Below are 26,924 nucleotides of genomic sequence, written 5' to 3' on the forward strand. Positions count from 1 at the left end.
ACGTAGCCTAACGTCGGCTCGTGGAAACGCGACCGGGCGTTCGGCGTCAACGCTCATTTACCCAAATCCGCATTTCGCCTTCGCCGCGGTTAGCCCAGCTGAACAACGGAATGAATGTCAGCTGCTGCGGTTCTAGCTGTCCAGGCACTTTGTCGTAGTGATAAAGCGCCGCTTCTTCATAATGCGTGTGCTGCAACCGCGTCCCGTCGGCCTGCAGCAATATCTTGCCACTAAAGAGACCAGTTCCTTCGATAAGTGAAAACCGACTGTCCGCATTAAGCCAAAGGTTGTGTAACTCGGTCCCGTTGTCGGCCTCCTCCAGACAATAAATTAAGGGCCCACGCTGGATGGCCACCTTGCCGGCCAAATTGCGAAGTTGTGGATGGCCGTATACGCGACGCACTTGCATTGGTAGCGATAGTTTGACGCGATCTCCCTGCCGCCACGTTCGGCGAATGTGCAAATAGCCCTTGCGCGGCTCACAATTCACGGGCTCGCCGTTCACGCTCGCCTGCGGCGCGCTGCACCATTCCGGCAGGCGCAGGGCGAGCGTGTGGGCAATTGGCGGCGCAGATTCGACGGCGATTTCCACCTGGTCTCTCCAGGGATAGCTGCCGCTTATGAGCAACCGCAGCGCATGTCCGTCGACGGATATTGCCACCCTATTACCAACGTAGAGATTTACATAGAGCGCGTCGGTGCTGGGCGTGTAGATGTAGTGACCAATCGATGTGAAAAGGCGTGCGATGTTCGGTGGGCAGCACGCGCAGCCAAACCAGCGTCGTCGAACCGGCGAGACGTGATTGTAGATGCCATTAGACCTTAGCGTTTTGGGATGCACTTCGAGCGGGTTAACATAGAAATAGTGACGCCCGTCGAACGCGATGCTGCCGAGAACGGTATTGTAGAGCGCGCGCTCCATCACGTCGGCATAGCGGCCGTCCAGTTCCATCTCCAACATGCGGCGCGCGAACATCATCAGCCCAATCGACGCGCAACTTTCCGCGTACGCCGTATCATTTGGCAAATCGTAATCGCTGCTGAACGCTTCGCCGGCGCCTTGCGAGCCGATGGCGCCGGTAATATAGATCTGGCGCTGAACCATGTTTTGCCATAGCCGCAGGCAAGTTTGGCGCTCCTGCTCGTTCTGGCGCAGACGCGCGAGATGAGCTACTGCCGTCATGAGGTATACAAAACGAACCGCATGACCGGTTGCGGTCCGCTGCTCCGAAAGCGGCAAGTGCGCTTGGCTATACGCTTTGTTTTTTACCATCCAAGGCGCGGCACCGGATTTGGGCACGCAGGATTGCTGGCGCTTCTCGTACTCAATGTCGTAGAAGTGTGGCTCCGTGCCGCGTTGCTCTACGAAATAATTAGCCAGCGTGAGATATCGCTGCTCTTTTGTCGCTTCGTAGAGGCGTACCAACGCAAGTTCGATTTCTGGATGGCCATCATAGCCGTGCAACTGATCGCACTCTGGGCCGAAAACGGTGCAGAGGTGGTCAGCAAGCCTGCAAACGACCTCCAGCAACCGCCGTTTGCCAGTCCCCTGAAAGAATGCGACACCCGCTTCAATCAAGTGGCCAGCACAATAAAGCTCATGACACTCCGTTAAGTTGGTCCAGCGCTCCTGAGGCGCGTTCAGTATGAAATAAGTGTTGAGGTAACCGTCGCCGCTTTGGGCGGCCGCAATCAATTCAACCAGCTCGTCGACGGCTTTCTCCAGCTCTGGATTGGGTGCCTGGCATAGCGACCATGCAGCCGCCTCAAGCCATTTTGCGACGTCACTGTCCTGAAAAACCGTGCCATGAAACTCGCCGCTCGCACGCCCGGCAGCAAGGCGGAAGTTCTCTACCGCGTGACTCGGTATCACCTCGGGATTGCGATCGTTTAGCACCTCCCATTGGTAGGGAATTGCCACTTCCCTGACCAGCTGCTGGCATTGCCCAATCAGTGGATCCGAGACCTGTAGGTTGTGAAGATCGACTTCGCCCACATTTCGTTCATTCATCGCGTTCCTCCTTGAAGTGTGGCGAGCGGAGACCTCGCTTGGCAAGCCATCTCACCACGATTGCGTTGTTGAGCTTGTCGCCCTGAGATTTTCGGCTACACACTCGTACTCTCGGGGCGAGCTTCAAAACGATCAAATGGAGAGGCTGCCCTAAGGCGCCGCCCTCCCAGACATGCGTTGAGAGCAGTCCGTCGAGGAGCAGGACAGCAAATCCCGTGCCCGGAATAAGGAGCGGTTCTTCTGGTCAACCAGATCTGCGGCTCCCCGTAGGAGCCCAATGCGATTGCTGCCCACCAACCGAATTTGCCAGTCGTGCTAAATCCCGCGTCGCTGCAAGGCTGGTTGATCCTGCGATATGAGCGGGTCGGCCGTCGCTGGATAGAATAGTAGTACTCTCCTGCCGCTACAGCCGGGGGCACCGCGTCTTTCCGGTGCGACGCCCCCTGCACTTGATTATAGGCCCTCGACCTAGCGCGAGAATGTTCGGTTTCTAACAATCCATTTGATGACACGTAGCAGCTGGGAGGGCCGCAGTGACGCGTATGCGTCCAACAGGATTGCGTGAGCCGCTGCTAGGCGCGAAGCGACAAACTTGATTGCTAATCCTAAGCAATCGTCGCAGGGAGTCGAAGTGCATGCTCGACGTGCCCGACATGTGGGCGGATGTGGGCAATCGGGAAAAGTAGGTTGTTGCGCGTATGCGCCGCCAGTGAACAATCCACGACGGAGCGGCTCGAAGCTGGTGTGTGCACCGACCTGCTCGTCGGCTTCGGCAAGGTGGGAGGATGAGTTAGAGAGTCACTTTTGTGCACCGAGCTTCAAGCTGATTTGGCCCTGCAAAGCAGATAGCAGGCTGGATAGCCGAGAGCCGACTTGGATCTCCCAATTGTGCGTAATTCCCACTTGTTATCGACCGTTCCGCTCGAACGACAGCATGGTAACGTTCACGCCATTGGCGTTGGCCGGCTAACGATGATGACGGAAGCAGGACTGACTCTGCTCATCGAGCTGGATCGGTCTACGATTTAGCTGTTGATAATGGGATCGTTCTCCTTGAACTCGCCCACTCCATTAGTGGCCTCACCGCTCAAATATGACACTGCCGCCTCATTCCACAGTCACCGATTTTGCTAGATTACGCGGCTGGTCCACGTCCGCGCCCCTTACGAGCGCGGTATGGTAAGCCAAGAGCTGAACCGGAATGGCATAGACCATTGGCGTAAAGCTTGCGACCATCTCCGGCAGCACAATGGTCATGAGTGTGTCCACCGTTGCTTCCAAAGCACCCTTCGAATCGGTCATCAGGATGATCTTGCCGCCCCGAGCCGCAACTTCTTGCATATTCGAGACGGTCTTCTCGAAGACCTCGTCATATGGCGCGATCACCACCACAGGCACTGCCTCATCTATCAGCGCGATCGGTCCGTGCTTGAGCTCGCCGGCGGCATAACCTTCTGAGTGGATATAGGCAATTTCCTTCAGCTTGAGGGCGCCCTCCAGTGCCAGGGGGGCCGATGTACCACGACCTAGATAGAGCACGTCCCTTGTGTCGGCGATATAACGCGCGAGCTTCTCGATCTGCGGCTCAATCAACAGTGCCGTAGCAATCAACTGCGGCACTTCGATAAGCGCACGCACAAGCTTCGTTTCCTCGATCTCAGACAGTTTATCGCGCTCTTTGCCTGCTGCGACGGCGAGCGCGGCCAATACCATCAGCTGGCAGATGAATGCCTTGGTGGAGGCGACGCCGATTTCTGGCCCCGCCAGCGTCGGCAGAACGGATTCGCTCTCCCGCGCAATCGTCGACGTCGGGACATTGACAACAGATATCGTGTGCACGCCCTGGTCCTTGGCGTATCGCAACGCAGCTAACGTGTCAGCGGTTTCGCCCGACTGCGAGATGACGATCGCGAGATCGCCCGGGCGCAATGGCGCCTCCCTGTAGCGGAACTCGGACGCCACATCGATCTCGACAGGCAAGCGCGCCAGCCGCTCGAACCAGTATTTGGCGATGTGCCCGGCATAGCTTGCAGTGCCGCACGCCGTAATTGAGATGCGCTGAATGGATCTAAAGTCGAATGGCAATGTGAGCGGCAGGGCGACGCGCTCGGCCGCCGTGTCGAGATAATGCGCCAATGTCTTGCCGGCCACTGTCGGCTGTTCGTGAATTTCCTTGGCCATAAAGTGGCGATAATTCGCTTTGTCCACAAGGAGGGACGATACGCCAGACTTTGATGTTTCCCGCTCGACGACAGATCCGTCTACGCTATAGATCACGTACATCGTGCGCGTAAGCACGGCCCAGTCGCCGTCTTCAAGATAGGTGATAGTGTCGGTCAAAGGCGCGAGCGCGATCGCATCCGATCCTAGATACATTTCGCCGTTACCATGCCCGATCGCAAGGGGCGACCCCCTACGCGCGCAGATCAAAAGATCGTCGTGGGCCTTGAACAGGAACGCCAGCGCGAAGGCACCGCGCAGCCGGGGCAGCGACGCTTGTACCGCATCCTGCGGCGAGTAACTCTTCTTGAGATAAGATTCGACGAGATGCGCCACCACCTCTGTGTCTGTCTCTGAGTTAAAATGGGCTCCATTCCGCTCCAGTTCGGCTCGCAACTCGCGGAAATTCTCAATGATCCCGTTATGAACGACCGCGACATTTTCCGTCGCATGCGGGTGAGCATTGCTCTCGGTCGGCTTTCCATGGGTCGCCCAGCGGGTATGACCGATTCCCGTGTGACCCGACGGCGGATAATAGCGCAGCCGCTCCTCAAGGTTTCTCAGCTTACCTTCAGCGCGGCGGCGCTCGATATTGAGACCTTCGAGAGTCGCGAGGCCTGCGGAGTCGTAGCCCCGATATTCCAATCTCTTGAGCGAGGCCAGCAACTGCCCAACGACCGGACCACGCCCCAAAATACCAACAATTCCACACATATCGATCAATGCAGCCCAAGTTTAAGGAGTCAGGAACCCGGTCATGAAATTCGCTTACCCGATGGTAACAGGTGTCGAGTTCGGTTTTCGCGACCGCCTGTACCGCCGCCGCATTCACAAGCGTGAGTTAGATCTCTTTCAGCCATCATCGCTTCGCGCGGCTACATTCCACTTGTAACTGATGATCGAGTACAAACGGCGCAGCAGCTCTAGCTTGAATTGTTCCGCTTTACTGGACACGTTTTTCCAGCGCGGGTTTAGGAGACTTATCATACTTGAACCGAGGCAATTTACGCTCGGCCAGGTTAAAGGATTGGCGCCGAAGCTCCATTGTACGAAAGTAAGCTCTCGATATCGAAACGTTCGTCGATCTATACCAACGTTTGCTACTCTTTCTCACTTTGTCGCGCCTCGCCCCTCACTGCCTGCCGCGAGCTGGACATAGCAACGGCACAGAACATGGTTGATGAGTCGACCCAAGATTGCGTGTTCTGTTCTGAAGTTAAAAGCGCTTTGTAGACTGCGGCTCTATGAGCAAGTTTTGGCTGTGTTCTGACTTGCGTGCCGCCATTCCGACAGATGCATTGACGAATGCGACGTCGCTCTCCCACGCCATGACGAGACCGCACGAAATGGACACTTGCTCCTGAGGACAGATAAGGAGCACAGACCGCCGCTTCTATCTCATTACAAATGTCGCCCAGGGGCAAACGCGCCGCGAGCACGCGTAAGGGCGTTTTGCCATCCATCTCGCCTGCTTAGGAACATCGCGTCGCTAGGATTACTGGGCTTCATTCTTGAAGCTCAATGAGTTGGCATCCTTCAGTCCAGATATAAATGAATGTATATAGTGTGCATTCCTGCATGATGTGTATGACTGAGCTAACGATCGCTTTCTTTTAATTGCGGGTGGAGCGCGTGTGCGCATCTAGATTTTTCGAGAAACGGCTTCGCAATGGTATTTCTTTGCGGCGCTACTACTAAGGGAAACCATGGCGGCTCAGGAGTCAAAACGGCGCGTTGCGCTGATTACGGGCGTCACCGGGCAGGACGGCGCCTATCTCGCCGAATATCTGCTGTCGCTCGGCTATATCGTGCACGGCATCAAGCGCCGCTCGTCCTCGTTCAACACCGCGCGCGTCGATCACCTCTACCAGGACCCGCATGTCGGCAATGTGCCGTTCCTGATGCACTATGGCGACATGACGGATTCGACCAATCTGATCCGCCTGATGCAGCAGATCCGCCCTACCGAGATCTACAATCTCGCCGCCCAGAGCCACGTCGCCGTCAGCTTCGAGAGCCCGGAATATACCGCCAATGCCGACGCCATCGGCGTGCTGCGCCTCCTGGAGGCGATCCGCATCCTCGGCATGGAGAAGCAGACGCGGTTCTACCAGGCCTCGACCTCCGAGCTCTACGGCCTCGTGCAGGAGATCCCGCAGAAGGAGACCACGCCGTTCTATCCGCGCTATGCGAGGCTCGTCACGGTGGACCGCCGCGAGCTCGATCTCTGCAACCAGGCCGCGGTGTTCGACTGGTTCGCGCGCGTGCGGCCGCAGGTGATCTTTCTTGCCGCCGCAAAGGTCGGTGGCATCGTCGCCAACAACACGCTGCGCGCCGAATTCATCTACGACAACATTGCGATCGCGGCCAACGTGATCCATGCCGCGCACCAGAACGGTGCCGAGAAGCTGATGTTTCTGGGCTCGTCCTGCATCTACCCGAAGCTGGCGCCGCAGCCGCTGCGCGAGGATTCCGTGCTGACAGGCCCGCTGGAGCCGACCAACGAGCCTTATGCGATCGCCAAGATCGCGGGCATCAAGATGGTGGAGGCCTATCGCAGCCAGTATGGCAGGGACTTCATCAGCGTGATGCCGACCAATCTCTACGGCCCCGGCGACAATTATCATCCCGAGTACAGCCACGTGGTTGCCGCCCTGGTCCGCCGCTTCCACGAGGCAAAGCTCGCGGGCTCGAAGAGCGTTGTGGTCTGGGGCACCGGCACGCCGCGCCGCGAATTTCTCTACGTTGACGATCTCGCCGACGCTTGCATCCATCTGATGAAGACCTATTCCTCGCCGGAATTGGTCAATATCGGTACCGGCGAGGACATCAGCATCGCCGAGTTAGCACTCATGGTTGCGGCCGCCATCGGATTTCGCGGTGAGATCAGATTCGACACGTCGCGCCCTGACGGCACACCGCGCAAGCTGCTCGATGTCGGGCGGCTGTCCAAGCTCGGCTGGCGCGCCACGACCTCGCTTGAGGACGGCATTCAGCTGGCGTACCGGGCGTATCGCGCCGACGGCGATGAACGGTACCAAAGTGATCTGCCTGTTCCGGGATAACGGGCCCAATCCTAGCATCAATCCGCGGTGAATGTCCAGCCGAGCGCACTTGCCGCTCACGTCCTCCAACTTTGCTTCGCAGTTGACAAGCGTTCATTGTCGCCGGGGTCGGTCGGACGCCAAGAACCCAAGTGACGCGGTGTATCCTAGCTACGACGCAGCCAACCACCATGGCCATGATCGAGACCTGCTACCATGAAGTCGAGAGCTCATCGTCTCTAAGCCGCTAAGTGCCGACCGCTGGACGGTCATTAGTCGGAAGCTTACTGGTGTCCCTTTCCGCTCGGCCAACGCCTTAGCGATGGTCTGTCATCATCCTCGCTGACAGCGTAACGATGGACATGAGCGCGCCCAATATCCCAAACGCCACGCGCAAGCCAAACATGTGCGCGACGAGCCCAATGCCGGCGGGTCCAACGAGTATACCCGCGTAGCCGGCTGTCGTGACAACCGCGATCGCAACGGCTGGCGGCATTATTTTCTGTTTGCCGGCGCGTCGACAAAGTACAGGTACAACATTAGAAATGCCCAATCCAATGAGCAGGAACCCCGCCATAGCAATTAACGCAACGGGCGCGGCCACCACAGCCAAGAATCCTGTTACGATCGGCAGAGTCCCAAGTATCAATATGGCACGGTCACCGATTCGCGCCACCACGGCATCTCCACCGAGACGCCCTGCGGCCATTGCGATTGAGAAGAGCATACAACCAATGCCCCCATGCGCTTCCGCGAGAAGATCTCGTTCAACGAGAAGCAAAGCGCTCCAATCGAGCATTGAACCTTCGACAAGGAAAGTGATGGCCGCGAGCACAGCTATTAGCAACACACTGCGATTGGGCAAAACAAACGATGGCCCCTGCTGCCCCGCCCCCGCCGCGAGCAACCCCGGCCAGGCCGACGCAATCGCGATCGTCATCAGCGCCGAACAGACCAACGTCGAAAAAAGCGGGCCAAGCTGCAGCGACAGGAGCGAGGTCACGGCGGCAGAGCCGGTGAATTCCCCAATGCTATACTGGGCGTGGAAGCCAGACATCAATGGACGGCCCGTGACGCGCTCCAATTCAATCGCGTGAATGTTCATGGCTACATCGATCGAGCCCAGTGAAACGCCGAAAGCAAACAGCGTAGCACCGAGCCTGACCGGTGTGTTGGCAATTCCAAGGCACGGCAATAAGATCGCGAGTCCAAGTCCACCCCCAATGATAATGGGCTTGCTGCCGTACCGCGCATTCAATACGCCGGTCAAAAGCATCGCGATAACGGATCCCGTTCCGAGACAGAGCAACAGAAAACCAAGCATGCGGTCACCGACCGCGAGCCGCTCCTTGGCGAGGGGCACCAAAGGCGCCCAGGCCGCGAGGCCGAATCCGGCCACAAAAAATGCGAGCCGGATCCCAAGCGGGCCGGCAGACCAATTAGCAGGCAGTATCACGGGCGCTCCTGAGAGAACGGGGTCGCGAGCGCGACGCCCCTCATCCTGCGTGCGTCGCCTGCAGGCGGCGCTATCGACAATGATGGCCTCAAGCTGGCATTTTTTATCCCTGCAAATGCAATGCCGTCACAAAAATTAGTAGACTACCTCACTAGGCAAGCGGACGGTGATCGTCGAGCCCGTGGATAGGGTGTGCCGGTTGTTCCTTCCCGGTTAAGCTGGCCATAAGAGGGTGACAGTTTTTGCTGATCTGCGACAACCGGAGGCGCAACGCTCACTGTGGCTTTGTCGCAAAGCCTACAAACCTCGCAAAGCCAACGGGGCGTGAAGATCTCGATTCGTAAGGTAACGTGAAGCGATCGCAGGCTCCTTCGCGCACCACACTGAGCGAACCTGGATTGATTTGATCGTCATTGCTTGGCCATCTGGGCATCAGCAGCGCCGGTGAGGTCGAGATCGGCAGCGATCTTCGCGCGGCCGGAGCTCGCATCGGCACGATGATCGGACGCGATCGCGACGTAGACCGCCGGCAGCACGAAGAGCGTGAACAGCGTGCCCACAGACATGCCCGCGACGAGCACGAGCCCGATCGAGAAGCGACTCGCGGCGCCAGCTCCCGTTGCGGTCATCAGGGGTATGAAGCCCGTGACCATCGCCGCAGTGGTCATCAAGATCGGACGCAGTCGGACGCGCGCCGCCATCTCTATAGCCGAGCGACGGTTAAGTCTCTCTTTGAGCTGCAGCTCATTGGCGAACTCAACCATCAGGATGCCGTGCTTGGAAATTAACCCGACCAGTGTCAACAGTCCAATCTGGGTGTAGATGTTCATCGTCGCCCAGCCAAAGAATGGCGGGATCAAGGCGCCGACGATTGCCATCGGCACGCTGATCAGGATGATGAGGGGATCGCGCAGACTTTCGAACTGCGCCGCAAGCACCAAGAATATGATTATGAGTGCAAATGCAAAGGCAATGGCCAGTTGGTTACCCTCGTGCACATATTGGCGCGCGTCGGCAAGGAAGTCGTGACTGAAGCCTGCGGGCAGTTTCTTCGCCTCCGCTTCCAGGAAGTCCACAGCCTGACCGATCGTGACGCCGGGCATCGGCACAGCCTGAAAGGTCGCGCAGTTGAGCTGATTGTAGTGGGTGAGCGCGTTCGGATCGGTTGCAGTCTCGATGGAGACTACGGTCGAAAGCGGAAGCATCGAGCCCCCCGCAGTCTTCACATAATAGCTCCCGATTGCTTGCGGCGCCAGGCGTTCTTCGCGGGGCACCTGCGGGATCACCTCGTAGGAGCGGCCCTGCAAATTGAAGCGGTTGACGTAGTTTCCGCCGAGTAAGGTGGCGAGCGCGCTTCCGATGGTCTGCATGGTGATGCCAAGCTCGTTGGCCTTGGATCGATCAACCTTGATTCGTACCACCGGCCGGTTGAACTCGAGGTCGGAGTCGCTCACCATGAATAGACCGCTCTTCTGCGCGGCTTCCTTCAGCTTCGACATCTGCTCGTAGACGGATTGGAAGTCAAACGTCGAATTGATCACCATCTGCACTGGTAGGCCATCCGAGCCGCCCGGAAGTGGCGGCAAACTAAAGGCAAACGCGTTGATGCCCTCAATTTTGGACAGCTCGGCCTGGAGGAGCGACTTAAGCAAGATCGATGAGCGCTTGCGCTCGTCCCATGCCTTGAGCAACATGCCAGCCATGCCACTCTGCTGGCCGCCAACACCATTGAGTACAAAGCTCAAATCGGTCTCTGGAAATTTTTGGAGCGCGTGTTCGAGCTTGGTGCCGTAATAATCGAGGTAGTCGATATTGGCGTATCTCGGCGCCTTGGTTAAAGCGAATACGATACCTTGATCCTCCTCGGGTGCGAGTTCCTTGGAAGTATTCACATAAAGAAAGCCGACGAGGCCTAGCATGGTCAGCGCAAACAGGCCGGTAATCGGACGATAGTCGAGCGAGCGGTCGAGCTTTCGGCCGTACCATCGTGTCATGGTGCTGAACCCGCGGTTCACAAATGTTGCAAACCGCCCCCCCTCTGCGCGCCTCAGGAAGACCGAGCACATCATCGGCGATAGGGTCAAAGCAATCACGCCCGACACGATCACCGCTCCTGCCAGCGTAAACGCAAACTCGCGGAACAGCGCGCCAGTGAGGCCGCCGAGAAACCCGATTGGAGCATATACCGCAGCCAAGGTAATCGTCATGGAGACAACGGGGCCGACGATCTCGTGCGCGCCACTTATAGCAGCCTCTAGAGGCGGCGCACCTTCTTCCAAATGGCGATGAATGTTCTCCACCACAACAATCGCGTCATCAACCACGAGACCGATTGCGAGAACCATCGCAAGGAACGTCAGGAGATTGAATGAAAACCCCAGCGCCAGCATCATGCTGCAGACACCAACAAGCGAGAGCGGAATAGTGACCACAGGAATGATGACCGACCGCAGCGACGCCAGGAAAAGGAAGATTACCGCCACCACGATCACGACAGCTTGGATGAGCGTCTTCTCCACCTCATCGAGCGACGATTGAATGAATTTGGTGGAGTCGTAGGCCACGTTCATCTTCAGTGACGGCGGCAGGTTACGCTCCATTTCTGGAAACAGCGCCCGAACGCCTCGCGCTATGTTTAGCGGATTGCCTTGCGGGCTTGCTCGGACGCCGATAAAGACCGCGTGCTCGCCGTTCATAGCGACGCTAGTGTCAGTGGTCTGCGCGGCAAGCTCGACTGTCGCAATATCCGCTATGCGCACAAAGCCACCGTCATTGGATTTGACGATCATGCGCTTGAAGTCATCGACACTCCGCAGATCCGTGTTTGCCGTGACATCGGAGATAGTGAAATAGCCCTTGGTCTGGCCGGCCGCGGCCTGGAAGTTGTTAGCGGCGAGTGCAGCCGACACTTCGGCCGGCGACACGCCGTGCCCTGCCATTTTCGCGGTATCGAGCCATAGCCGCATCGCAAAGCTCTGGCCGCCCAGGATGTCTGCCGCTGCGACGCCGTCGACCGTTGACATAGCGGGCTGCACAACGCGCGCGAGGTAGTCGGAGATCGCGCTGGCCGCCAGTTCCTCGCTGGAGAAGGCGATATACATGACAGCGGTGGCCTGACCGGTCGACTTAGTGACGACCGGATCGTTCGATTCCTTCGGAATTAAGTATTTAACTGAGTTTACCTTGGAGAGCACCTCGGTGAGCGCTTCATTGGGATCAAAATTGAGCTTGATGTAGACTTGGATCGTGGAGGTACCGAGCACCGATGAGGAAATAACGTAGTCGACGCCCTCGGCGGAAGCGACTGCCTGCTCCAGGGGAGTGGTGATGAACCCCTGGATCGTGTCGGCCGAGGCCCCAGGATAGGAAGTCGTGATATTGACGACCGTATTAGATAGCTTGGGATATTGCCGGATCGGCAGTACGGTGGCCGCGCGAACGCCGATCAGTAAGATCAGGCAACTAACGACGACAGACAATACCGGACGTTTGATGAAAAGCTCGGTAAATGCCATCTCGACTCGCATTTCAAGAGGGGTATGCAAATTCGCCGGCAACGTACACCAGCGATGATCATCAATGCGGCGACTGTACTAGAGACCCGAGCACAAGCGACGCGTTATTGGCTACTCTAAGAGCTCACGCGCTGGCGAGCGCGGACGCCCTGTCCTCCGCTTCCAATTTCGTCGCTCAATAAAGTGCTATTCCGTTGATCTGGTGGCTGATCGGGATCTCGATAGTGGCACCTTCTAGGAAGCTCCTGCCCTTTTTGCGTGCAACAAGACGTTCGTCTCAACACCTGATTGGAACGCGCCGACTTCTGGCAAGGCATCAGTTCAAACTTCGCACTGAACTGCAGATCGAATGATCTAGGTTCGACATCGAAAGTACAAACGATCTAACCGGCGCTCAACTCTACAAAGGTAAGTGGGTGATATAGCATCGGCTGCAAAGCACTAAACCAAGGTTTGTCGAATTGGCCGCTGATCGCCGCCAACAAGACTTACAGGGTTGCCGGACACAACGTTCACGGCCCCACACATTCCGTGCGCACGCACTGTCGCTTGGCTGACGCGCCGAACAAATTCGTATCGGCGCTCGCCCTCTGCTACCAGCTCGATCCGCCTCTCGTAACAGTGGCTTGAGTGTTTCTTGCTCGATACACTGCGCACGGTTTGGCCACTCATTACGCTACCGGGTTGGCAACGCCAGTATTACGTTGTCGATCAGCCGCGTTGAGCCAACATAGGCGACCGCACAAAGCGCCGCGGGGCGCAGCAGTGGCCTCGGTTGCGATCTGTTTTACCTGTGCGGCGCGGTCGTCGAACGCTCCGACTTCCGGGCACGTGGCAGCCAGGGTTTGGCTTGGCGTTGCCAAATGTCTTATGCAGCGATCACGGTCCATCCAAGCCTTCTTCGCGGAACGCTTGGCCGTTTGGTGAAACTGCAGCGCGCTGCAGTCTTCGTCACGCCACCTTACGATTACGCTTGGCACTATGGCCCCTCGGCCATTCCGCGTCAGAGGCGCATTCTTATGGGTATCCATCCGATCCTCACGGGAATACGCTAAAGATTCGGCATCTTCAGCTTCCTCGTTCAGGGATGGACAACCGACCGAAAACTCACATTGGTCTCAGAGGCATCCTATTCGAAGCGGCTGCCCCTTGCGGCCCTCTAGAAGCGCGCGTATGCGCGCAGCGATCTGCCGTGCTTCGTTCGGCCGCAGGTTGGGCGTCATGCAATCGAGTATGGCTAGCATCGCCTGAACTTCGTCGATGTTAAATATTGCGGCGTCGCGATCTGATGGTCCCAGCGACTGATCGGCGGCACGGGCTTGATTGGCCGCAAGCACCGCAAGGGCTTGCGACCGCAAGGACATGATATGCCGCTCGAATATATGCATTTGTTGGCCTGAGCTGCCCTGTGGGCATAGTGCCGCAAGCGCTGGTGGCCAACCCCGTCACGAAGACTGGAGTTGGCCACCTTTGCTCCCGGGAGGCTCAAATCCTCAAGGCTATCAACTTGTATCTTCTAGAAGTACCGAAGGGCACCTACCAAAATCGGTCGGTCCCATCCTCACCCGGCGGCTCTCTAAGCTAGGTCTTCGCCCTTAGATAAATTGGAGACACCAGCATGCCCAGACACGTACGCTGTGCATAAACAGGAATGAACAGCCAAACGCGCATGAGAGACGTGAGAACGTTGACGGACTAAATCCAGACGGAGCGCGATAGAGGCAGTCCCTTGGAAAGTTTATCCGAGACCTCGAAAGCCACGACAGGGAGTACCGGCAACGCAGTCGGCGTCGTCGTCGCTACACATGGCGGACACAATTGCACCAAGATAACCGCGGCCGCGGCTTCGCAGGCAAACCTCCTTCCCTTCCAGGGGGTTGGTGATGATTGATCGGAAGCAGTGCGGCGCGGCTCGGCGCCGTTTGGTGGCACTGGCGCAGACGTTGTCCCTTGCCCGTCCCCATTGCTAATTGAACTTAGCACTCGGCGCTCGTCCCCCACGGGGCAGCGCTGTCCCTGCAACCCCGCTAACAGGATCCAAGCTCAGCTAGCGGTGGCAAAATGCTAATCGGGAGCTTAGCGCTCGCAACACGAGTAATATTGCCAGAACGAGACCTAGCCCGTAAGTCGGAAGCAGTGCGAACACGGCTCGGCGCCTGACGGCCTGGGGGCATCATGAGGCACGATCTCTGCCGCATCCGCGGTGCAATGAGCTTAACGGAAGCGTAACTCGGCACATGGTGGTCCTTCAGCTCATGCGCTGTCCATGCCACGCCCCCGTTAAACCCAACGATTGTTTATCGGGGCTGGCTTACCGAAAGCTGACAGACCTGCGCAGCAATTTACATAACGAAAAGCAGCCCATGTGGCCGCTTGCCGCCGAGAGCAATATCGACGTTTACCCCTCGGATAGTAGCCACTCGGCATGTTTGCGATCAGCGGCAGCCGCTCCGGGGCAACGCGCCGGATAGCGCGCAGCCAATCCACTGCACGTTTATGACTGAGTGACCTCACGCCCCCCCGCTCGTGCCGGCTTTTTGACCGCGCAGGACTGGCCATTCGGATCGCGCATCAGTTGCTTTCGAACCCGAATACGCCGCGCCGCTTACCGGCGTCCGCTCCACGCTAGGTTCTCGTACCGAAGATGATTGTGTCCGTTTCGCCAAAATGCGCTACCAAGCCTTCATGAGGCCCATTAGCCTGTGAGCGTCTAAACTAGACTGAATTGGCGAGTTCGACAGAAAGCAGCGCGCATGCGACTCGGCGCCTATATCAAGGAGCTTTCCCTATCACGTGCCGCTGGCTCAGTAGTTAGCCCCCGGGGATCACAAGGTAAGGCACCCGGCTTTCCTGCGAGGCCCGTCGCCTCAGGGTACGGTGGCACTTTAGCGATAGAGCGTCCTCGGGTGACCTACCAGCATTGGTGGTCATGCACAGCGATCGAGAAACTGCTGGTCAAACTTGAAGATATGCGCGTTTGCCCCGCTGATCCTGGGCAGGTTGAACTTCCCCGCTGCTCCGGTGGGTGCCCGTGGATAGCTGATTACGGTGCCTCCTCAGCATAGATTGCCCGCGGTGCTTCTCACCTCAGTTAAGCAAGTGATGGGTTCGGGGATCTGATGCTGAGGTCGATCATATCGGTCGTTCGATGCGCACCACGGCTGCCGTGAGCAATACCACTACGTTGTAAACCGTCGAGAACAGCGCGACACTCGAGCCGTTTCGCGGTGGCGGACGTATTGAAGACGCATCAGAGCTCATCGGCACGATGAGACCCCAACCCTCAATGCAAACTGGAATAGGAACGGTCGTATCAAAGTCTCTTTGATAACGAGTTTGATACGGTCGCCGCCTGCGGCCGTCACAGAGAGGCATGTAAAGCAAAGGAGGACATCAATTGATCAGACCTTCGGGCCTCATCCTGCGGCTCGCCATTCCCGCCTCTTGTTGGTGCATCTTTCGCTCATGGGGCAAATGGTCGTGGGCCAGCGAAAGGCATCGATTTCGTCAAAGATCGGTACCTATGGTGCGCTTTGCTGGTTCGAACGCCTGTTTCATCGGGGAAGTTATCTGGTGGCGAAGGGCCACGAGGTAACTACGCCAAACTCGGAGGTTGTTGTCTCTCGACGCCGGTGACGATTACGTCGAGCGCGTGGGTCTTACCGTGTGCCGTCGGTCCCTAGACCAAAGTGCCGCTCGTAAGCTGTGACTGCGGCGAACAATATAGTTCCCGACGCGCTTGGCTCATCAGTTACGGCGAGATTGTCAGGTAAGACAAGAACTTCGGATGCCACGAACGCGCCGACGCGGGAGATATCTTCCAAAAGAAGCGGCTCCAAAAACTAAATTTCCTCCCGGCGCCCGTTTTCACGCAATATCCAGGCTCATCGGCCTGGCCCTAGTAGTCCGCCGATCATTGCCCGAACCGCGAAGATCATTTCCGCTCGCCTGGATAGACCTGCTAGAGACATTTGAGCCATCGGGTCCAATCAGAGCGAACTGGTGGCGAAATCGATAGCTGGAACAGAGTCCGTGACGGAGCCCGGAGTTTCCACCCTGGTATTCGCTAGATTGAGACGATATGCCCCTCCGAGCAGTATCAATTCGGCGCAAGCAAGGCCGTTCGCTCCCCTCTTTTTCATCGATTAAGCACCCGATTGCACGACGAGCTCATAGCGGCCGTTGCACTTAGTTATCATCCGAGCAGGATGCTCGAGATGATCAGTCCCCACCACCTCTTGTCGACTGGCGCCAGCGCGGGTGCGTGCACCTCGTTGAGCCTCGCGATGGCGTAGAGGCTCGATCGTGCGGGAAGCTGATCGCAAATTTGTCTTGCAGACGAATCCAGACAAGGCGATCTTACGTCTCGCGCGAGTACTTGCTCGTGTGGCCGCGAGGGAAGATCATGAAAGAGAGCTCGCCAATCGAAGAGACGACAAGGAAAAGAGCGACGATCTATGCTCGATTCTCAACCGATCTGCAGAACGAGCGGTCGATTGAGGATCAGCTTTCACTTTGTCAAAGCTATGCCGAGCGCCAAGGTTTGACTGTTGTCAGTACCCATGAAGATCGGGCTCGTTCAGGCGGGTCCGTCATGGGCCGCGAAGGCCTTCTGCGGATGTTGGACCAGGCGCGAGAGAGATCCTTCGACGTGGTAATCGTCGAAGCGCTCGATCGCCTCTCTCGCGACATGGAAGATCTCGCTGGCATTCATAAGCGGCTGTCATTTCTCGGGATCGAGATCCGGGCGGTCCACGAGGGAGTCGTTAACACCGTGCTGGTCGGCCTTCGCGGTTTGGTCGGACAACTCTATCGTGAGGACAACGCGCACAAAGTGCGTCGCGGCCAAGCGGGGCGGGTCAAGCAAGGTTTGGCTGGCGGCGGTCTGACATACGGGTACGCCGCGGTCACTGGAAGAAGCGGCGAACGAGTGGTTGTCGAGACCGAGGCACAAGTGATCCGCCGCATATTTCAGGAATACGTGGACGGTCGTACGCCTCGGGAGATCGCGCATGATCTCAATAAGGAGGGGGTATCACCTCCGCGGGGGCGAGCCTGGAACGCCTCAACAATCAATGGCAATCAAGAGAGGGGCGCCGGCATTCTGCTGAACGAACTCTATATGGGGCGCCTTATCTGGAACAAAGTCAGGATGGTGAAAGATCCCGACTCGGGGAAGCGCCTGTCACGACCAAATCCGAGGAGTGACTGGCAGATCGCTGAAGTGCCGCATCTTGCAATTGTCAGTCCAGAGTTGTTCACAGCTGCCCAGCAACGCAAAGGGGAGCGCAGCCACGGCCACCCCAGCCATCAACGTCGGCCCCGTCGGATGCTATCTGGCTTACTCCGTTGTGGTTCATGCGGCTCGGGTATGGCAACGAATGGACGGGACAAATCGGGGCGCGTTCGGATTCGCTGCTCGGCGGCGACGGAGAGCGGCACTTGTCCGGACGCCAAGACTTTTTATTTGGACACTGTCGAGAGCGCGGTTCTCAACGGTCTACAGGCCGAATTGCGCGCGCCGAAGGTTATCTCAGAATACGTATGCACGTATCTTGAGGAACGGAAGCGCCTCGCGGCCACCTCACATGCAAAACGGCAGCGCCTTGAGCAGCAGCTTGGGCAAATAAACCGGGAAATCGAACGACTGGTGGATGCGATCGCGAAAGGACATGGCGATCCATCCGTTCTCGGACCGCGATCGACTGCCTTAGATGCCGAACGAAAGCGGATATCTGAGGAGTTGCAGAGTGTACCACCCGCCCTGAAGGAAGTCGCGCTGCATCCGGCCATCCTCAAACGATATGAGGAGCAACTCGGTCGGCTTGAAGACGCACTGGGTAAAGGCGTCAGTGCGGGCGACGGAGAGGCCGCGGAAGCCATCAGAGACCTAGTCGAGACGGTCACCGTGTTCCGCGATCCAGGCCGCCCAGGTGCTGTAGCCGTGGAGATAGCAGGCCGGCTAAATGCCCTACTCGGGGAAAACGCCTATCCCAACCAAGTCAAAGGAGTGTGGGGAAAGGTGGTAGCGGGGGAGGGACTCGAACCCCCGACCCCAGGATTATGATTCCCGTGCTCTAACCAGCTGAGCTACCCCGCCACAGGGATCGCGGCGGCGAATGAGGCCGATCTCGCGAACGCGCGGCATATAAGGAAGGGGGCGGCGGGAAGTCAAGCAAAGTGGGCGCGATTGAGGGGGTGATTTCGCTGGTGAATCGCGCCGTTTGGGACCGATTCGCCCGTTTTTACGCACTGGAGTCGCGAAGAGTCGCCCTCGCCCGGACTTCGCGCTGATGCGGATTCTGGCCTCTCCCCGCGCGCGGGGAGAGGCAAAGGAGAGCCCGGCCGAGCCGGCCCTATTTCGGCCTGACCGTCTGATCGCCACCGGGGCTGCCGGGGGGCGGGATGACAGGCATGCTGCCCTCCGTGCTCGGCGCCGGGGCGTGCATTTCGGGGTCGACGCCCGCGGGCGGACAGATCACGCCGTCGGACTTCGCCAATTTGTCGCCGAGCGGTTCCCGGGCCTGGCCGGTGGTGGTGCCGTCAGGCGCGGTGGCGCGGTTCGGGCGGTCTGCGGGGTGCAGCTCGGCCGCGTGTTGCGGGGAAGCGGCGCGGTGTGTTGGCGGCGCGTACGTAGCTGTACATCGATCGATGCTCAGACGTACGTAGCTGTACATCGATCGATCTCAGACGTAGTGCGTACGGGCATCAGTCATCACGAGCCTTCCGCGTCTGGCTGCGCGTCGCGTCCTTGAGTTTTGGCGGCCCCGCGGCCAGATCGCGGTGATGCACCGCATCCTGGTCGAGGAGAAGAACTGGATTTCCGAGGGACGTTTCCTGCATGCGCTGAACTACTGCATGCTGCTGCCGGGACCGGAGGCCCAGCAGCTCGCGACCTATGTCGGCTGGCTCTTGCATCGCACCGCCGGCGGGTTGATGGCGGGCGGACTGTTCATCCTGCCCGGCATCATCGCCATCATGGGCCTCAGCTACGTCTATGCTGCCTTCGGCAATGTCAGCTTCGTCGAGGCGCTGTTCTTCGGCCTGAAAGCCGCCGTCCTCGCCATCGTCGTCGAGGCCGTGGTGCGCGTCGGCAGGCGCGCGCTGAAGAACCGCATCATGATCGCGCTCGCGGCCGCGGCCTTCATCGCGATCTTCTTCTTCGCGGTCCCCTTCCCGATCATCATCATTGCCGCGGGCCTGATCGGCTATATCGGGGCACGAGCCGGCCGGCCCGAATTCGCTCCGGCCGCGCACGGCCACGGTGGCAGCACCGCCGCGATCGACAGCATGCTCGGCGAGGCCGTACCCGAGCATGTGCGGCCCGACACCGGACGCGCAATCCGGACCGGCGCGGTGTGGCTGGCGCTCTGGCTGGTGCCGGTGATCGCGCTGCTTCTGATCCTTGGCGAGGCCAACGTGTTCAGCCAGATCGCGCTGTTCTTCTCCAAAATGGCGCTGGTGACTTTCGGCGGCGCCTATGCGGTGCTGGCTTACGTCGCCCAGCAGGCGGTCGAGCACTATCACTGGCTGAAGCCGCACGAGATGCTCGACGGTCTCGGCATGGCCGAGACAACGCCGGGCCCGCTGATCATGGTGCTCCAGTTCGTCGGCTTCATGGCTGCCTATCGCGATCCGAGCGGGCTGTCGCCGATATTAGCTGCGACCCTCGGCGGATTGCTCGCGACCTGGGTCACTTTCACGCCCTGCTTCCTCTGGATCTTCGTCGGCGCCCCCTACATCGAGCGCCTGCGCGGCAACACCGGCCTCGCCGGCGCGCTCGGTGCGATCACCGCGGCGGTCGTCGGCGTCATCCTCAACCTCTCGATCTGGTTCGCGCTGCACACGCTGTTCCGCGAGACCGTGCCGGTGCACGCCTTCCCACTGGATTTCGACATGCCGGTGCTGAAGAGCGTCGACATTCCCGCACTCGTGCTGTCGATCGCAGCTGCGACCGCGATCTTCCGCTTCAAGCTGGGAATGCTCACGGTGCTGGCGGGCAGTTGCGCCGTAGGCGTGGCGCTGCGGCTGGCCGGGGTGATCTAGTCGGATAATCATCGGGTTCTTCGCATCCGATTGCTGCCGAAGGGCGCCGGCCGCACAGGGACTATTGGCTGTTCTGTCCGCCCTTCGCGCCCGCGGCTTGGCTTTTGATCTAGATCAAAAGCATCAAGCGAGCCGGGACAAGATTTACTTGGAGCGGGCGCAATCGATACGGCTCTCGCGCGCCTTGGTTCGCGGCCGGGGGACGCGCCCGACAATTGGGCGCGTCTCAGGCAACAAGGTCTTGCGTCGAGCGCAAAAGGCCGCAGGCACCATGGATCATTCGTCGCGAATCCGCTTAGCCGGCGCCAATCTGCCGAGATGGCTTCGGCTCCTCATCCTACTGATGCTGGCGTTGCTGGTCGGGGGTACGAGCCTGTATGCTTACCGCTGGTACGTCCGGCCCGTGACACTTTCGATCGCAGTCGGCTCGTTCGACGGCGATGCCACCAAAATCGTATCGGCGCTCGCGAGCAGGCTCGCCGTCAACAACGCGCCGGTGCGGCTGAAGGTGGTTGAGACCACCGGCCCAATCGAGTCTGCCGATGCGTTTTCGTCTGGAAAGACAGACCTTGCAGTCGTCCGAGGAGATGTCGGCGACCTTTCCCAGGCACAGGCGATCGTCGTGCTGGCGCAGGCCGTGGCGATGCTTGTCGCACCGCCGGGCTCTCCACTCACGGACATGGCCGGCCTCAAGCGCATGACAGTGGGGGTCGTCGCGGGCGACACCAATCAGAAGATCGTCAGCGTGCTGAGAAAGGCATATGACCTCGATCGCTCCAATGTTGTATTCAAGACTGTCGCACTCGATCAGGTCCGTCGAGCCTTTGAAACCAAAGAGATACGTGCCGCACTGTTCGTGATACCGCTTAGCGACAAGTACCTGTCTCTGGTGCGTGGGCTATTCCCACAAAGTGCGAAGACCGCTCCGGTCCTGATCCCGATCGAAAACGCGGGGGCGATTGCTGAGAAAGAGCGCGCTTACGAAAGCTTCGACATCCCGAAGGGTACTTTGCGCGGATCGCCCCCCGTTCCCGAAGACGACGTCACCACGTTGCAGGTTTCCTTCTATTTGATCGGCAGGAAGAGCCTTGGGAACGATTTGATTGCCAACTTCACTCAGGCGCTGACGACCGCTCGCAGAGATGTCTTGCCCGAAATGCCGATCCTCGCGCAGTTCAAGGCGCCGGATATCGAGGCAGGCGCCTATCTTCCTGTTCATCCTGGCGCCGCTGAGTTCTACAACGGGAACCAGCAAACCTTCCTGGACAAATGGAGCAACGCCATCTTCCTCGCGCCAATGGGGCTCGGGGCGCTTGCCACCGTGCTCACGGCGGCCTGGCACTTTTTGCGATCTGGCGACCTCAAGCCGAAAGAACCGGCGCTGGATTCGCTCTATGCACTGGCGCGACGAATAAGACTCGCCCGAAACGAAACGGAACTGTTGGAGATCGAGAACGAGATCGACAAGGTTCTATCTGCCCAGCGCACCCAGGTCAGCGAAGATGAGGCCGGCCTCGATACAGCCACGCTGAATGTAGCGGCCCATCGTCTCGAAAATCTGATACATGATCGCCGGATCGCGCTCGCAGCGCCAAATCCCGGGGACCGCTAAGAGAACATTTTGCTGGCACGCAGCGCGAGAGTCCGGCAGCATCCGCCCACCGAGGCTCGTCGTCACGCGAGACGCGACGAGCCTCGCGAGAGCCCGCTAATAGCAGGGCGGATACGGCGCGTATCCGCATGCCCGGCGATAGTTATACGCGCCATAAGCCGCAGCCCCCGCCGCTGCCGCACCATAATAGGCGCGGCGGTGCACTCTGCGGTTGACCCCAGCTACGCTCATCGGTGTAAGAGGCCTTCCGACTCGCGCTTGCGCTTCGTCAACGGCAACGGACGGCCCTTCCGCCACCGAGTAACGGAGCGACAACGGAGCTGCCGCGAAGAGTGCGGTGGTCACGATCAGACCAAGTAGCTTGGCATTTCTTGTCATGTCATTTTCTCCGCATGGACTCACTGGCAGACGTCAGGCCGGCGCACACGAAAGTCGAAACGGCAATCAGCACACGCTTCAACACATCCATCGTTTCCCTTATGAGAATGATGTCTGCTCTGCCCGGCAAGTTACTTCGGGGCGGCTCCAACCGTGCCGGTTGTGCTACCGGCGCTTCCCGTCGTGGTGCCGCCGAGACGGTTCTCACGGCGATCCTCGCGTGCGTCGCGCCGATCTTCACGGCGATCCTGCCGGGCATCGCGTCGGTCTTCCCGGCGATCGCGTCGCCCTTCACGCCGATCCTGACGCCGTTCCATGCCGGCCGTCTGGGCTTCTGCCTCCGTCGGCGTCAATGTCGAAGGAAGCGCGATCAGCCCAAACGCTGTCGCCCATCCGAGAGAAGAAAGAGCATTTCGCCGAGAAATCATCTGATCCTCCTCTGCAATAGCTCTGCCCTTTTTAATTCTTCACTCCAGGCTGGACGCTTCGGCTTGATCTAGATCAGTATCCTTGCGTGCATTACGCGATCGATGGTCATTCAGCAGCCTTGACCTAACTTGCGGATTCGATGCATTGGAGCGGTACAAGTGGTGCGAGCTTCTCTTCTGCTCTGGGTCAGAGCCCTCGCAGATGACCAAAGGGAGCAGCTTCCGCTCTGCCTTCATGAGCTGCCTTGGCGAGCGCCCGCGCCGCTTTGCTGCATCAAAGCATCTTCGCGCACATCACTCCGTCACTATCCCGGGAACACAGCTCCGGCCGCTGTCGGCCTGGCCGTCGAAAGGTAGATAAGCCCCGGGGCCTCGGCCCCCACACGGCTCCCCATCCGTCGGGCAAAACAGTCGCAACGGGCCCGGCTCATGGCTCGTCAAGCCCGCCCCTCACAAATATTCCACTTTACCGAATTTCGGATTTATCGTACAAACGAAACACCCTGGCCCGAGACAAGGGGCGGATCGCGATCGTCACGAACCGCGGGCTGGGCAGCGATGGACGCGACGGCGTCGGGCGCGATCGGCATTGCAGGGCGGCTTCGCTGTGAGCAATCGCTTCGCGCGTACGACACGACGCCGACAGCGTCTTCGTATGGCTTCGGGTGTGAGCACGCGCCAGCCCTCGAAGGTCCCAGCGAAGACGTGCGCGGACGGAGAAGTCGTGTGGTCCTGACGCCCGGGGTCTGTGCGTCAAGTCTTGCGGTGATGCGACGATCCGACCGGACACGCGCATCAGCCATCCGCAAGGCGACGGGGGCAATAGTGCATCGCTCCCCGAGGAGAGCACGAAGGACACCGTTAAAACCATTCGCGCAGGGAAGGCCGGGCGATCCGGCGAACCTGTGGTCCACCCCGTGTGCATTTTTCGTAGCGCACGGATCTGCGGGTGCCAGCCGGCGCTCGGCCTTCCCTGCGCCCTTGTCTCTACGAGGGCGTTGCGACGGAGCAGACCTCGGGCGAAAACGCGCCGCGAGAAGGCGAACGTTCGCCCGCTGTTTGAAACGTGTAGCGGAGTTAATCCTACCGCATCATCATTCGCGCGATCGCCTCGCCGATCACCACCGTCGTGAAGTGGGTATTGGCGCGGCAGTCGGACGGCATGATCGAAGCGTCGGCGACGCGCAGGCCGCTGATTCCTTTCACCGTGCCATCGGGATTGACCACGCCATCGCCGTCGCCAGCGCCGCTCATGCGGCAAGTGCCAGCGGCGTGCTGGATGTCGCCGGTCTCTCGTCGCAGCAGCGCATCGAGCTCGTGATCGGGCAGGCTGGCTGCCTGCGGCAGCGTCAGGTCGGTGTCGGTCAGCCTGATCCAGTCGGCGATGCCCGATAGCGCCGGCTGCGAGGTGATCACGGCAAGACGCCTCACCGCGTCCATCATCCGCAGCATGTCGCGCGGATCGGCCAGCATGTTCTCCTCGACGATGGGATCGATGGATGGGTCGGTCGAGGCCAGCTTGAGCGTGCCGCGCGAATAGGCGTTGAACAGCCCGGCGCCGATCGCGCCGGGCACGCCGATGCCGCGATGGTTGAACGCGATCAGGATCATGTCGCGCTTGCCGCCATTGGCGAGGCCCGAGGAATACGTCACGCAGCAATTGGTGTGGCGGGTGTCCGGGTCGGTGGGCCGCAGGTTTTCGTGGAGCTGGATGGTGGCGCGAAACAGCGGGTGGTCGAAGAAGTGGCGGCCGACCGGCAGGTCACGCTCGACCGCGATCCCCATCGCCTTCAGCTCCTCGGCCGGCCCGATGCCCGAGCGCAGCAGGATCGCCGGGCTGTGGATGGCGCCGGCGCACAGCACGATCTGGCGCGCGCTGATCTCCTGGGTGCCCTGCCCTTCGAAATGGACACGGAGGCCGGTTGCCCTTCCGTCGCTGATCAGAACGCGATCGACCAGCGCGTGCCCGCGGATCTCCAGATTGGCGCGGCCGCGTGCGGGCTCTAGATACCCCTCGTTGGTGGTGATGCGGCGCAAGTTGCGGCTGTTGATGGGATAGCAGGCGACGCCCTCGCCGTCAGGACCGTTGAGGTCGGCGCACCAGGGATAGCCGCTCGCCAGCGCGGCGTCGCGCAAGCCCCGGTCGATCGGGCCCCACTTCTCGGGCGGCGCACGATAGACCGGCAGCGGTCCGCCGCGTCCGTGGCCTGCGGTGTCGCCGAACTCAAGATCGTCCTCGATCACGGAGAACAGCGGCATCACCTCTTTCGCCGACCAGCCTGTGCAGCCATTGGCCGCCCATTCGTCGAACGCATCGGCAACCCCGCGGATGGCGATCTGGCCGTTCATCATCGATGAACCACCGAGCCCCTTGCCGCGCCAGTAGAAGCGCGGCTCCTGCCCCGCCACACGGCGCGTCAGGAGATCAGGCCATTGCCATTTCTCCTGAAACTCGCGCTTGTGGATGATCGGGATGGGATTTGGCGTCCTCACCTCCCAGGGCGCCTCGTCGGCGCGCCAGTCGAGGCCCGCCTCTAACAGCAGGACGCGCCGCGCCGGATCCTCGGAGAGCCTGGCCGCCACGGCGGCGCCGGCGGAGCCGCCGCCGACGACAATGACATCGTACATCGCGTTACTTCTCAACGTTCCAGAACACGGGGATGGCGGACGGGATCAGGTTGCGCCACTCGGCACGATAGGCCGCCGGCTGGGCGAACTGGCCCCACGGAATCGCCGGCGCCTGATCGTACATGACGGCCTGGATCTCGGAAGCGATCTTCTTGCGATCCTCCTCGGCCGGCGCCTTGGCGAAGGCTTCCATCAGAGGGGTGATGCGCGCGTCGCATTGCCAGCCGGTGAAGTCGGCGCAATTGAAAGCGACCATGACGTTGGTGAGCGGCGAGCCCAGGTCGTAGCCGCCGGCGTGGACGCCGTAGACGCTCCAGCCCTCCTTCTTGGCGCGGCGCGCCAGCACGCTGGCCCAGTCCATCACCTGCAGGTCGACATTGAACCCTGCCTGCTTGAGCCGCTCGGCCAGAACCTGCGCCGAGACGCGCGGGGCTTCGAGATCGTTGGCTTCCATGACGACGACGGGCTCGCCGGCATATTTGGTCGCTTTCAGCGCAGCCTTCGCCGCTTCGATCGACGGCTTGGCGGCGGCTTCAATGCCGGCCTTGCTCTCGTATGTGGTGCCGCAGGTGAAGTAGGTCGCGCAAGGCGTGGCATATTTGGCGTCGAGCCCGAGCGCATCCAGCACTTCGCGTTGATCGACCAGCTTCCACAGCACGCGCCGGATGGCGGGATCGTCGAACGGCTTGGAGGCGGCGTTGAGGCGATAGGCGCCCGCGAACATGTTGCCGCCGGTGAAATTGACAAGCTTGACGCGGGAGCTCTTCTCGAGCTGCGGCAGCAGATCGAACGGCGCGTATTGCATGAAGTCGACCTCGCCGGCCTGCAGCGCCGAGGCGGCGGTCGCACCATCGGGAATGACGCGGATCTCGAGCGTATCGATGTTGACGCGCTTGCCGCCGGCGAGGAAGTCGGCGGGCTCGGCGCGCGGCACATAGTCGGCAAACTTCTTCAGGATCATGCGGTCACCGGTGCGGTGATCGGCCTTGCTGTAGACGAACGGGCCGGAGCCGATGATCTCGGTGATGCGCTGGTCGCCGGGCGTTTTCGCAATGCGCTCGGGCATCATGAAGGCGACCGGGCTGACGGGATTGCCGAGCGCGTCAATGACGAGGCCGGACGGCTCCTTCAGCGTCAGTACGAAGGTCTTTGCGTCCGTCGGCTCGAGCGAGGCCGTGATCGCAAGGATGCGGCGGCCGAGCGCGCTGCGCGTGCCCCAGCGGCGCAGCGAGGCCACGCAGTCGGCCGCCGTCACCGGCTGGCCGTCATGCCATTTCAGGCCATCGCGCAGCGTGAACGTATAGGTCAGGCCATCGGACGAGACCTTCCAGTCCTGGACCATCTGCGGCTTGATCTCGCCCTTGGAGTCCTTCGCGAACAGCGTGTCGAACACCATGTAGCCGAACGTGCGCGAAATATAGGCCGTGGAGAAATGCGGATCGAGCGTGACGATCTCCGCTTCGAGCACAGCGACGAGATTGCCCGCCGCATGCGCCGGCGCCACCAGCGCAAGTCCGAGCAGCGCCGGAATAAAGGCCTTCAGTTTGAACATTGGTGGTTTCTTGCCTTTTGACTGAAACGTTTGC

Annotated in this window: 9 protein-coding genes, 1 tRNA gene and 4 pseudogenes; 6 read left to right on the plus strand and 8 right to left on the minus strand. The window is 59.8% G+C overall.

Going from position 1 to position 26,924, the window contains the following annotated elements:
* Window positions 1–46 precede the first annotated feature (46 nt).
* Both FOM02_RS39930 and glmS read right to left on the minus strand, forming a co-directional pair.
* Entirely contained in the window at window positions 47–2,011 is a 1,965-nt protein-coding gene (locus FOM02_RS39930) for a glycoside hydrolase family 127 protein (protein ID WP_265441009.1), read from the minus strand.
* Between the two features lie 1,107 nt (window positions 2,012–3,118).
* Complete coding sequence (glmS, locus tag FOM02_RS39935) at window positions 3,119–4,945, minus strand: glutamine--fructose-6-phosphate transaminase (isomerizing) (protein ID WP_265442259.1); 1,827 nt, start codon at window positions 4,943–4,945, stop codon at window positions 3,119–3,121.
* A 992-nt stretch (window positions 4,946–5,937) separates the two neighbouring features.
* On the opposite strand from glmS, the pseudogene FOM02_RS47410 reads away from it, so the two are divergent.
* A pseudogene (locus FOM02_RS47410) lies at window positions 5,938–6,126 on the plus strand (GDP-mannose 4,6-dehydratase); the annotation flags it as partial.
* 297 nt (window positions 6,127–6,423) lie between these two features.
* Window positions 6,424–7,296, plus strand: a pseudogene (locus FOM02_RS39945) (GDP-L-fucose synthase family protein); the annotation flags it as partial.
* Window positions 7,297–7,591: 295 nt separating this feature from the next.
* Here the strand turns inward: FOM02_RS39945 and FOM02_RS39950 are convergent.
* Window positions 7,592–8,728: an MFS transporter gene (locus tag FOM02_RS39950; protein WP_416207800.1), complete on the minus strand. Its 1,137-nt coding sequence runs from the start codon at window positions 8,726–8,728 to the stop codon at window positions 7,592–7,594.
* Window positions 8,729–9,141: 413 nt separating this feature from the next.
* Entirely contained in the window at window positions 9,142–12,246 is a 3,105-nt protein-coding gene (locus FOM02_RS39955; protein ID WP_265441010.1) for an efflux RND transporter permease subunit, read from the minus strand.
* Window positions 12,247–16,651: 4,405 nt separating this feature from the next.
* Between FOM02_RS39955 and FOM02_RS39960 the strand changes: the two are divergent.
* Window positions 16,652–17,737, plus strand: a pseudogene (locus FOM02_RS39960) (recombinase family protein); the annotation flags it as partial.
* A 532-nt stretch (window positions 17,738–18,269) separates the two neighbouring features.
* Here FOM02_RS39960 and FOM02_RS39965 read toward each other — a convergent pair.
* A tRNA-Met gene (locus FOM02_RS39965) sits at window positions 18,270–18,346 on the minus strand.
* A 256-nt stretch (window positions 18,347–18,602) separates the two neighbouring features.
* On the minus strand, window positions 18,603–18,923 hold the full coding sequence (locus FOM02_RS39970) for a hypothetical protein (RefSeq protein WP_265441011.1): 321 nt from the start codon (window positions 18,921–18,923) through the stop codon (window positions 18,603–18,605).
* 2 nt (window positions 18,924–18,925) lie between these two features.
* Here FOM02_RS39970 and chrA point away from each other — a divergent pair.
* The 3 genes and pseudogenes from chrA (at window position 18,926) to FOM02_RS39990 (ending at window position 22,782) form a co-directional block, all read left to right on the plus strand.
* A pseudogene (gene chrA / locus FOM02_RS39975) lies at window positions 18,926–20,292 on the plus strand (chromate efflux transporter).
* A gap of 271 nt (window positions 20,293–20,563) precedes the next feature.
* Window positions 20,564–21,904 (plus strand): TAXI family TRAP transporter solute-binding subunit, encoded by a 1,341-nt coding sequence (locus tag FOM02_RS39980; protein ID WP_265442262.1) that lies wholly within the window; start codon window positions 20,564–20,566, stop codon window positions 21,902–21,904.
* 392 nt (window positions 21,905–22,296) lie between these two features.
* Complete coding sequence (locus tag FOM02_RS39990) at window positions 22,297–22,782, plus strand: hypothetical protein (protein WP_156950856.1); 486 nt, start codon at window positions 22,297–22,299, stop codon at window positions 22,780–22,782.
* A gap of 1,011 nt (window positions 22,783–23,793) precedes the next feature.
* Here the strand turns inward: FOM02_RS39990 and FOM02_RS39995 are convergent.
* Both FOM02_RS39995 and FOM02_RS40000 read right to left on the minus strand, forming a co-directional pair.
* The gene (locus FOM02_RS39995; RefSeq protein ID WP_027559593.1) at window positions 23,794–25,338 is read right to left on the minus strand and encodes a GMC family oxidoreductase; all 1,545 of its coding nucleotides are present in this window, start codon (window positions 25,336–25,338) and stop codon (window positions 23,794–23,796) included.
* Between the two features lie 4 nt (window positions 25,339–25,342).
* On the minus strand, window positions 25,343–26,890 hold the full coding sequence (locus tag FOM02_RS40000) for an ABC transporter substrate-binding protein (protein ID WP_265441012.1): 1,548 nt from the start codon (window positions 26,888–26,890) through the stop codon (window positions 25,343–25,345).
* Between the last annotated feature and the right edge of the window lie 34 nt (window positions 26,891–26,924).

This window comes from Bradyrhizobium sp. SEMIA, from assembly GCF_014844175.1.
GTDB lineage: Bacteria > Pseudomonadota > Alphaproteobacteria > Rhizobiales > Xanthobacteraceae > Bradyrhizobium > Bradyrhizobium arachidis.

Bases quoted from the DNA above. Each gene is read 5' to 3' on its own strand.
- FOM02_RS40000 (WP_265441012.1), bottom strand. From the start codon at position 26,890: ATGTTCAAACTGAAGGCCTTTATTCCGGCGCTGCTCGGACTTGCGCTG.
- FOM02_RS39990 (WP_156950856.1), top strand. From the start codon at position 22,297: ATGGACTCACTGGCAGACGTCAGGCCGGCGCACACGAAAGTCGAAACG.
- FOM02_RS39995 (WP_027559593.1), bottom strand. From the start codon at position 25,338: ATGTACGATGTCATTGTCGTCGGCGGCGGCTCCGCCGGCGCCGCCGTG.
- FOM02_RS39970 (WP_265441011.1), bottom strand. From the start codon at position 18,923: ATGTACAGCTACGTACGTCTGAGCATCGATCGATGTACAGCTACGTAC.
- glmS (WP_265442259.1), bottom strand. From the start codon at position 4,945: ATGTGTGGAATTGTTGGTATTTTGGGGCGTGGTCCGGTCGTTGGGCAG.
- FOM02_RS39980 (WP_265442262.1), top strand. From the start codon at position 20,564: ATGGATCATTCGTCGCGAATCCGCTTAGCCGGCGCCAATCTGCCGAGA.
- FOM02_RS39930 (WP_265441009.1), bottom strand. From the start codon at position 2,011: ATGAATGAACGAAATGTGGGCGAAGTCGATCTTCACAACCTACAGGTC.
- FOM02_RS39955 (WP_265441010.1), bottom strand. From the start codon at position 12,246: ATGGCATTTACCGAGCTTTTCATCAAACGTCCGGTATTGTCTGTCGTC.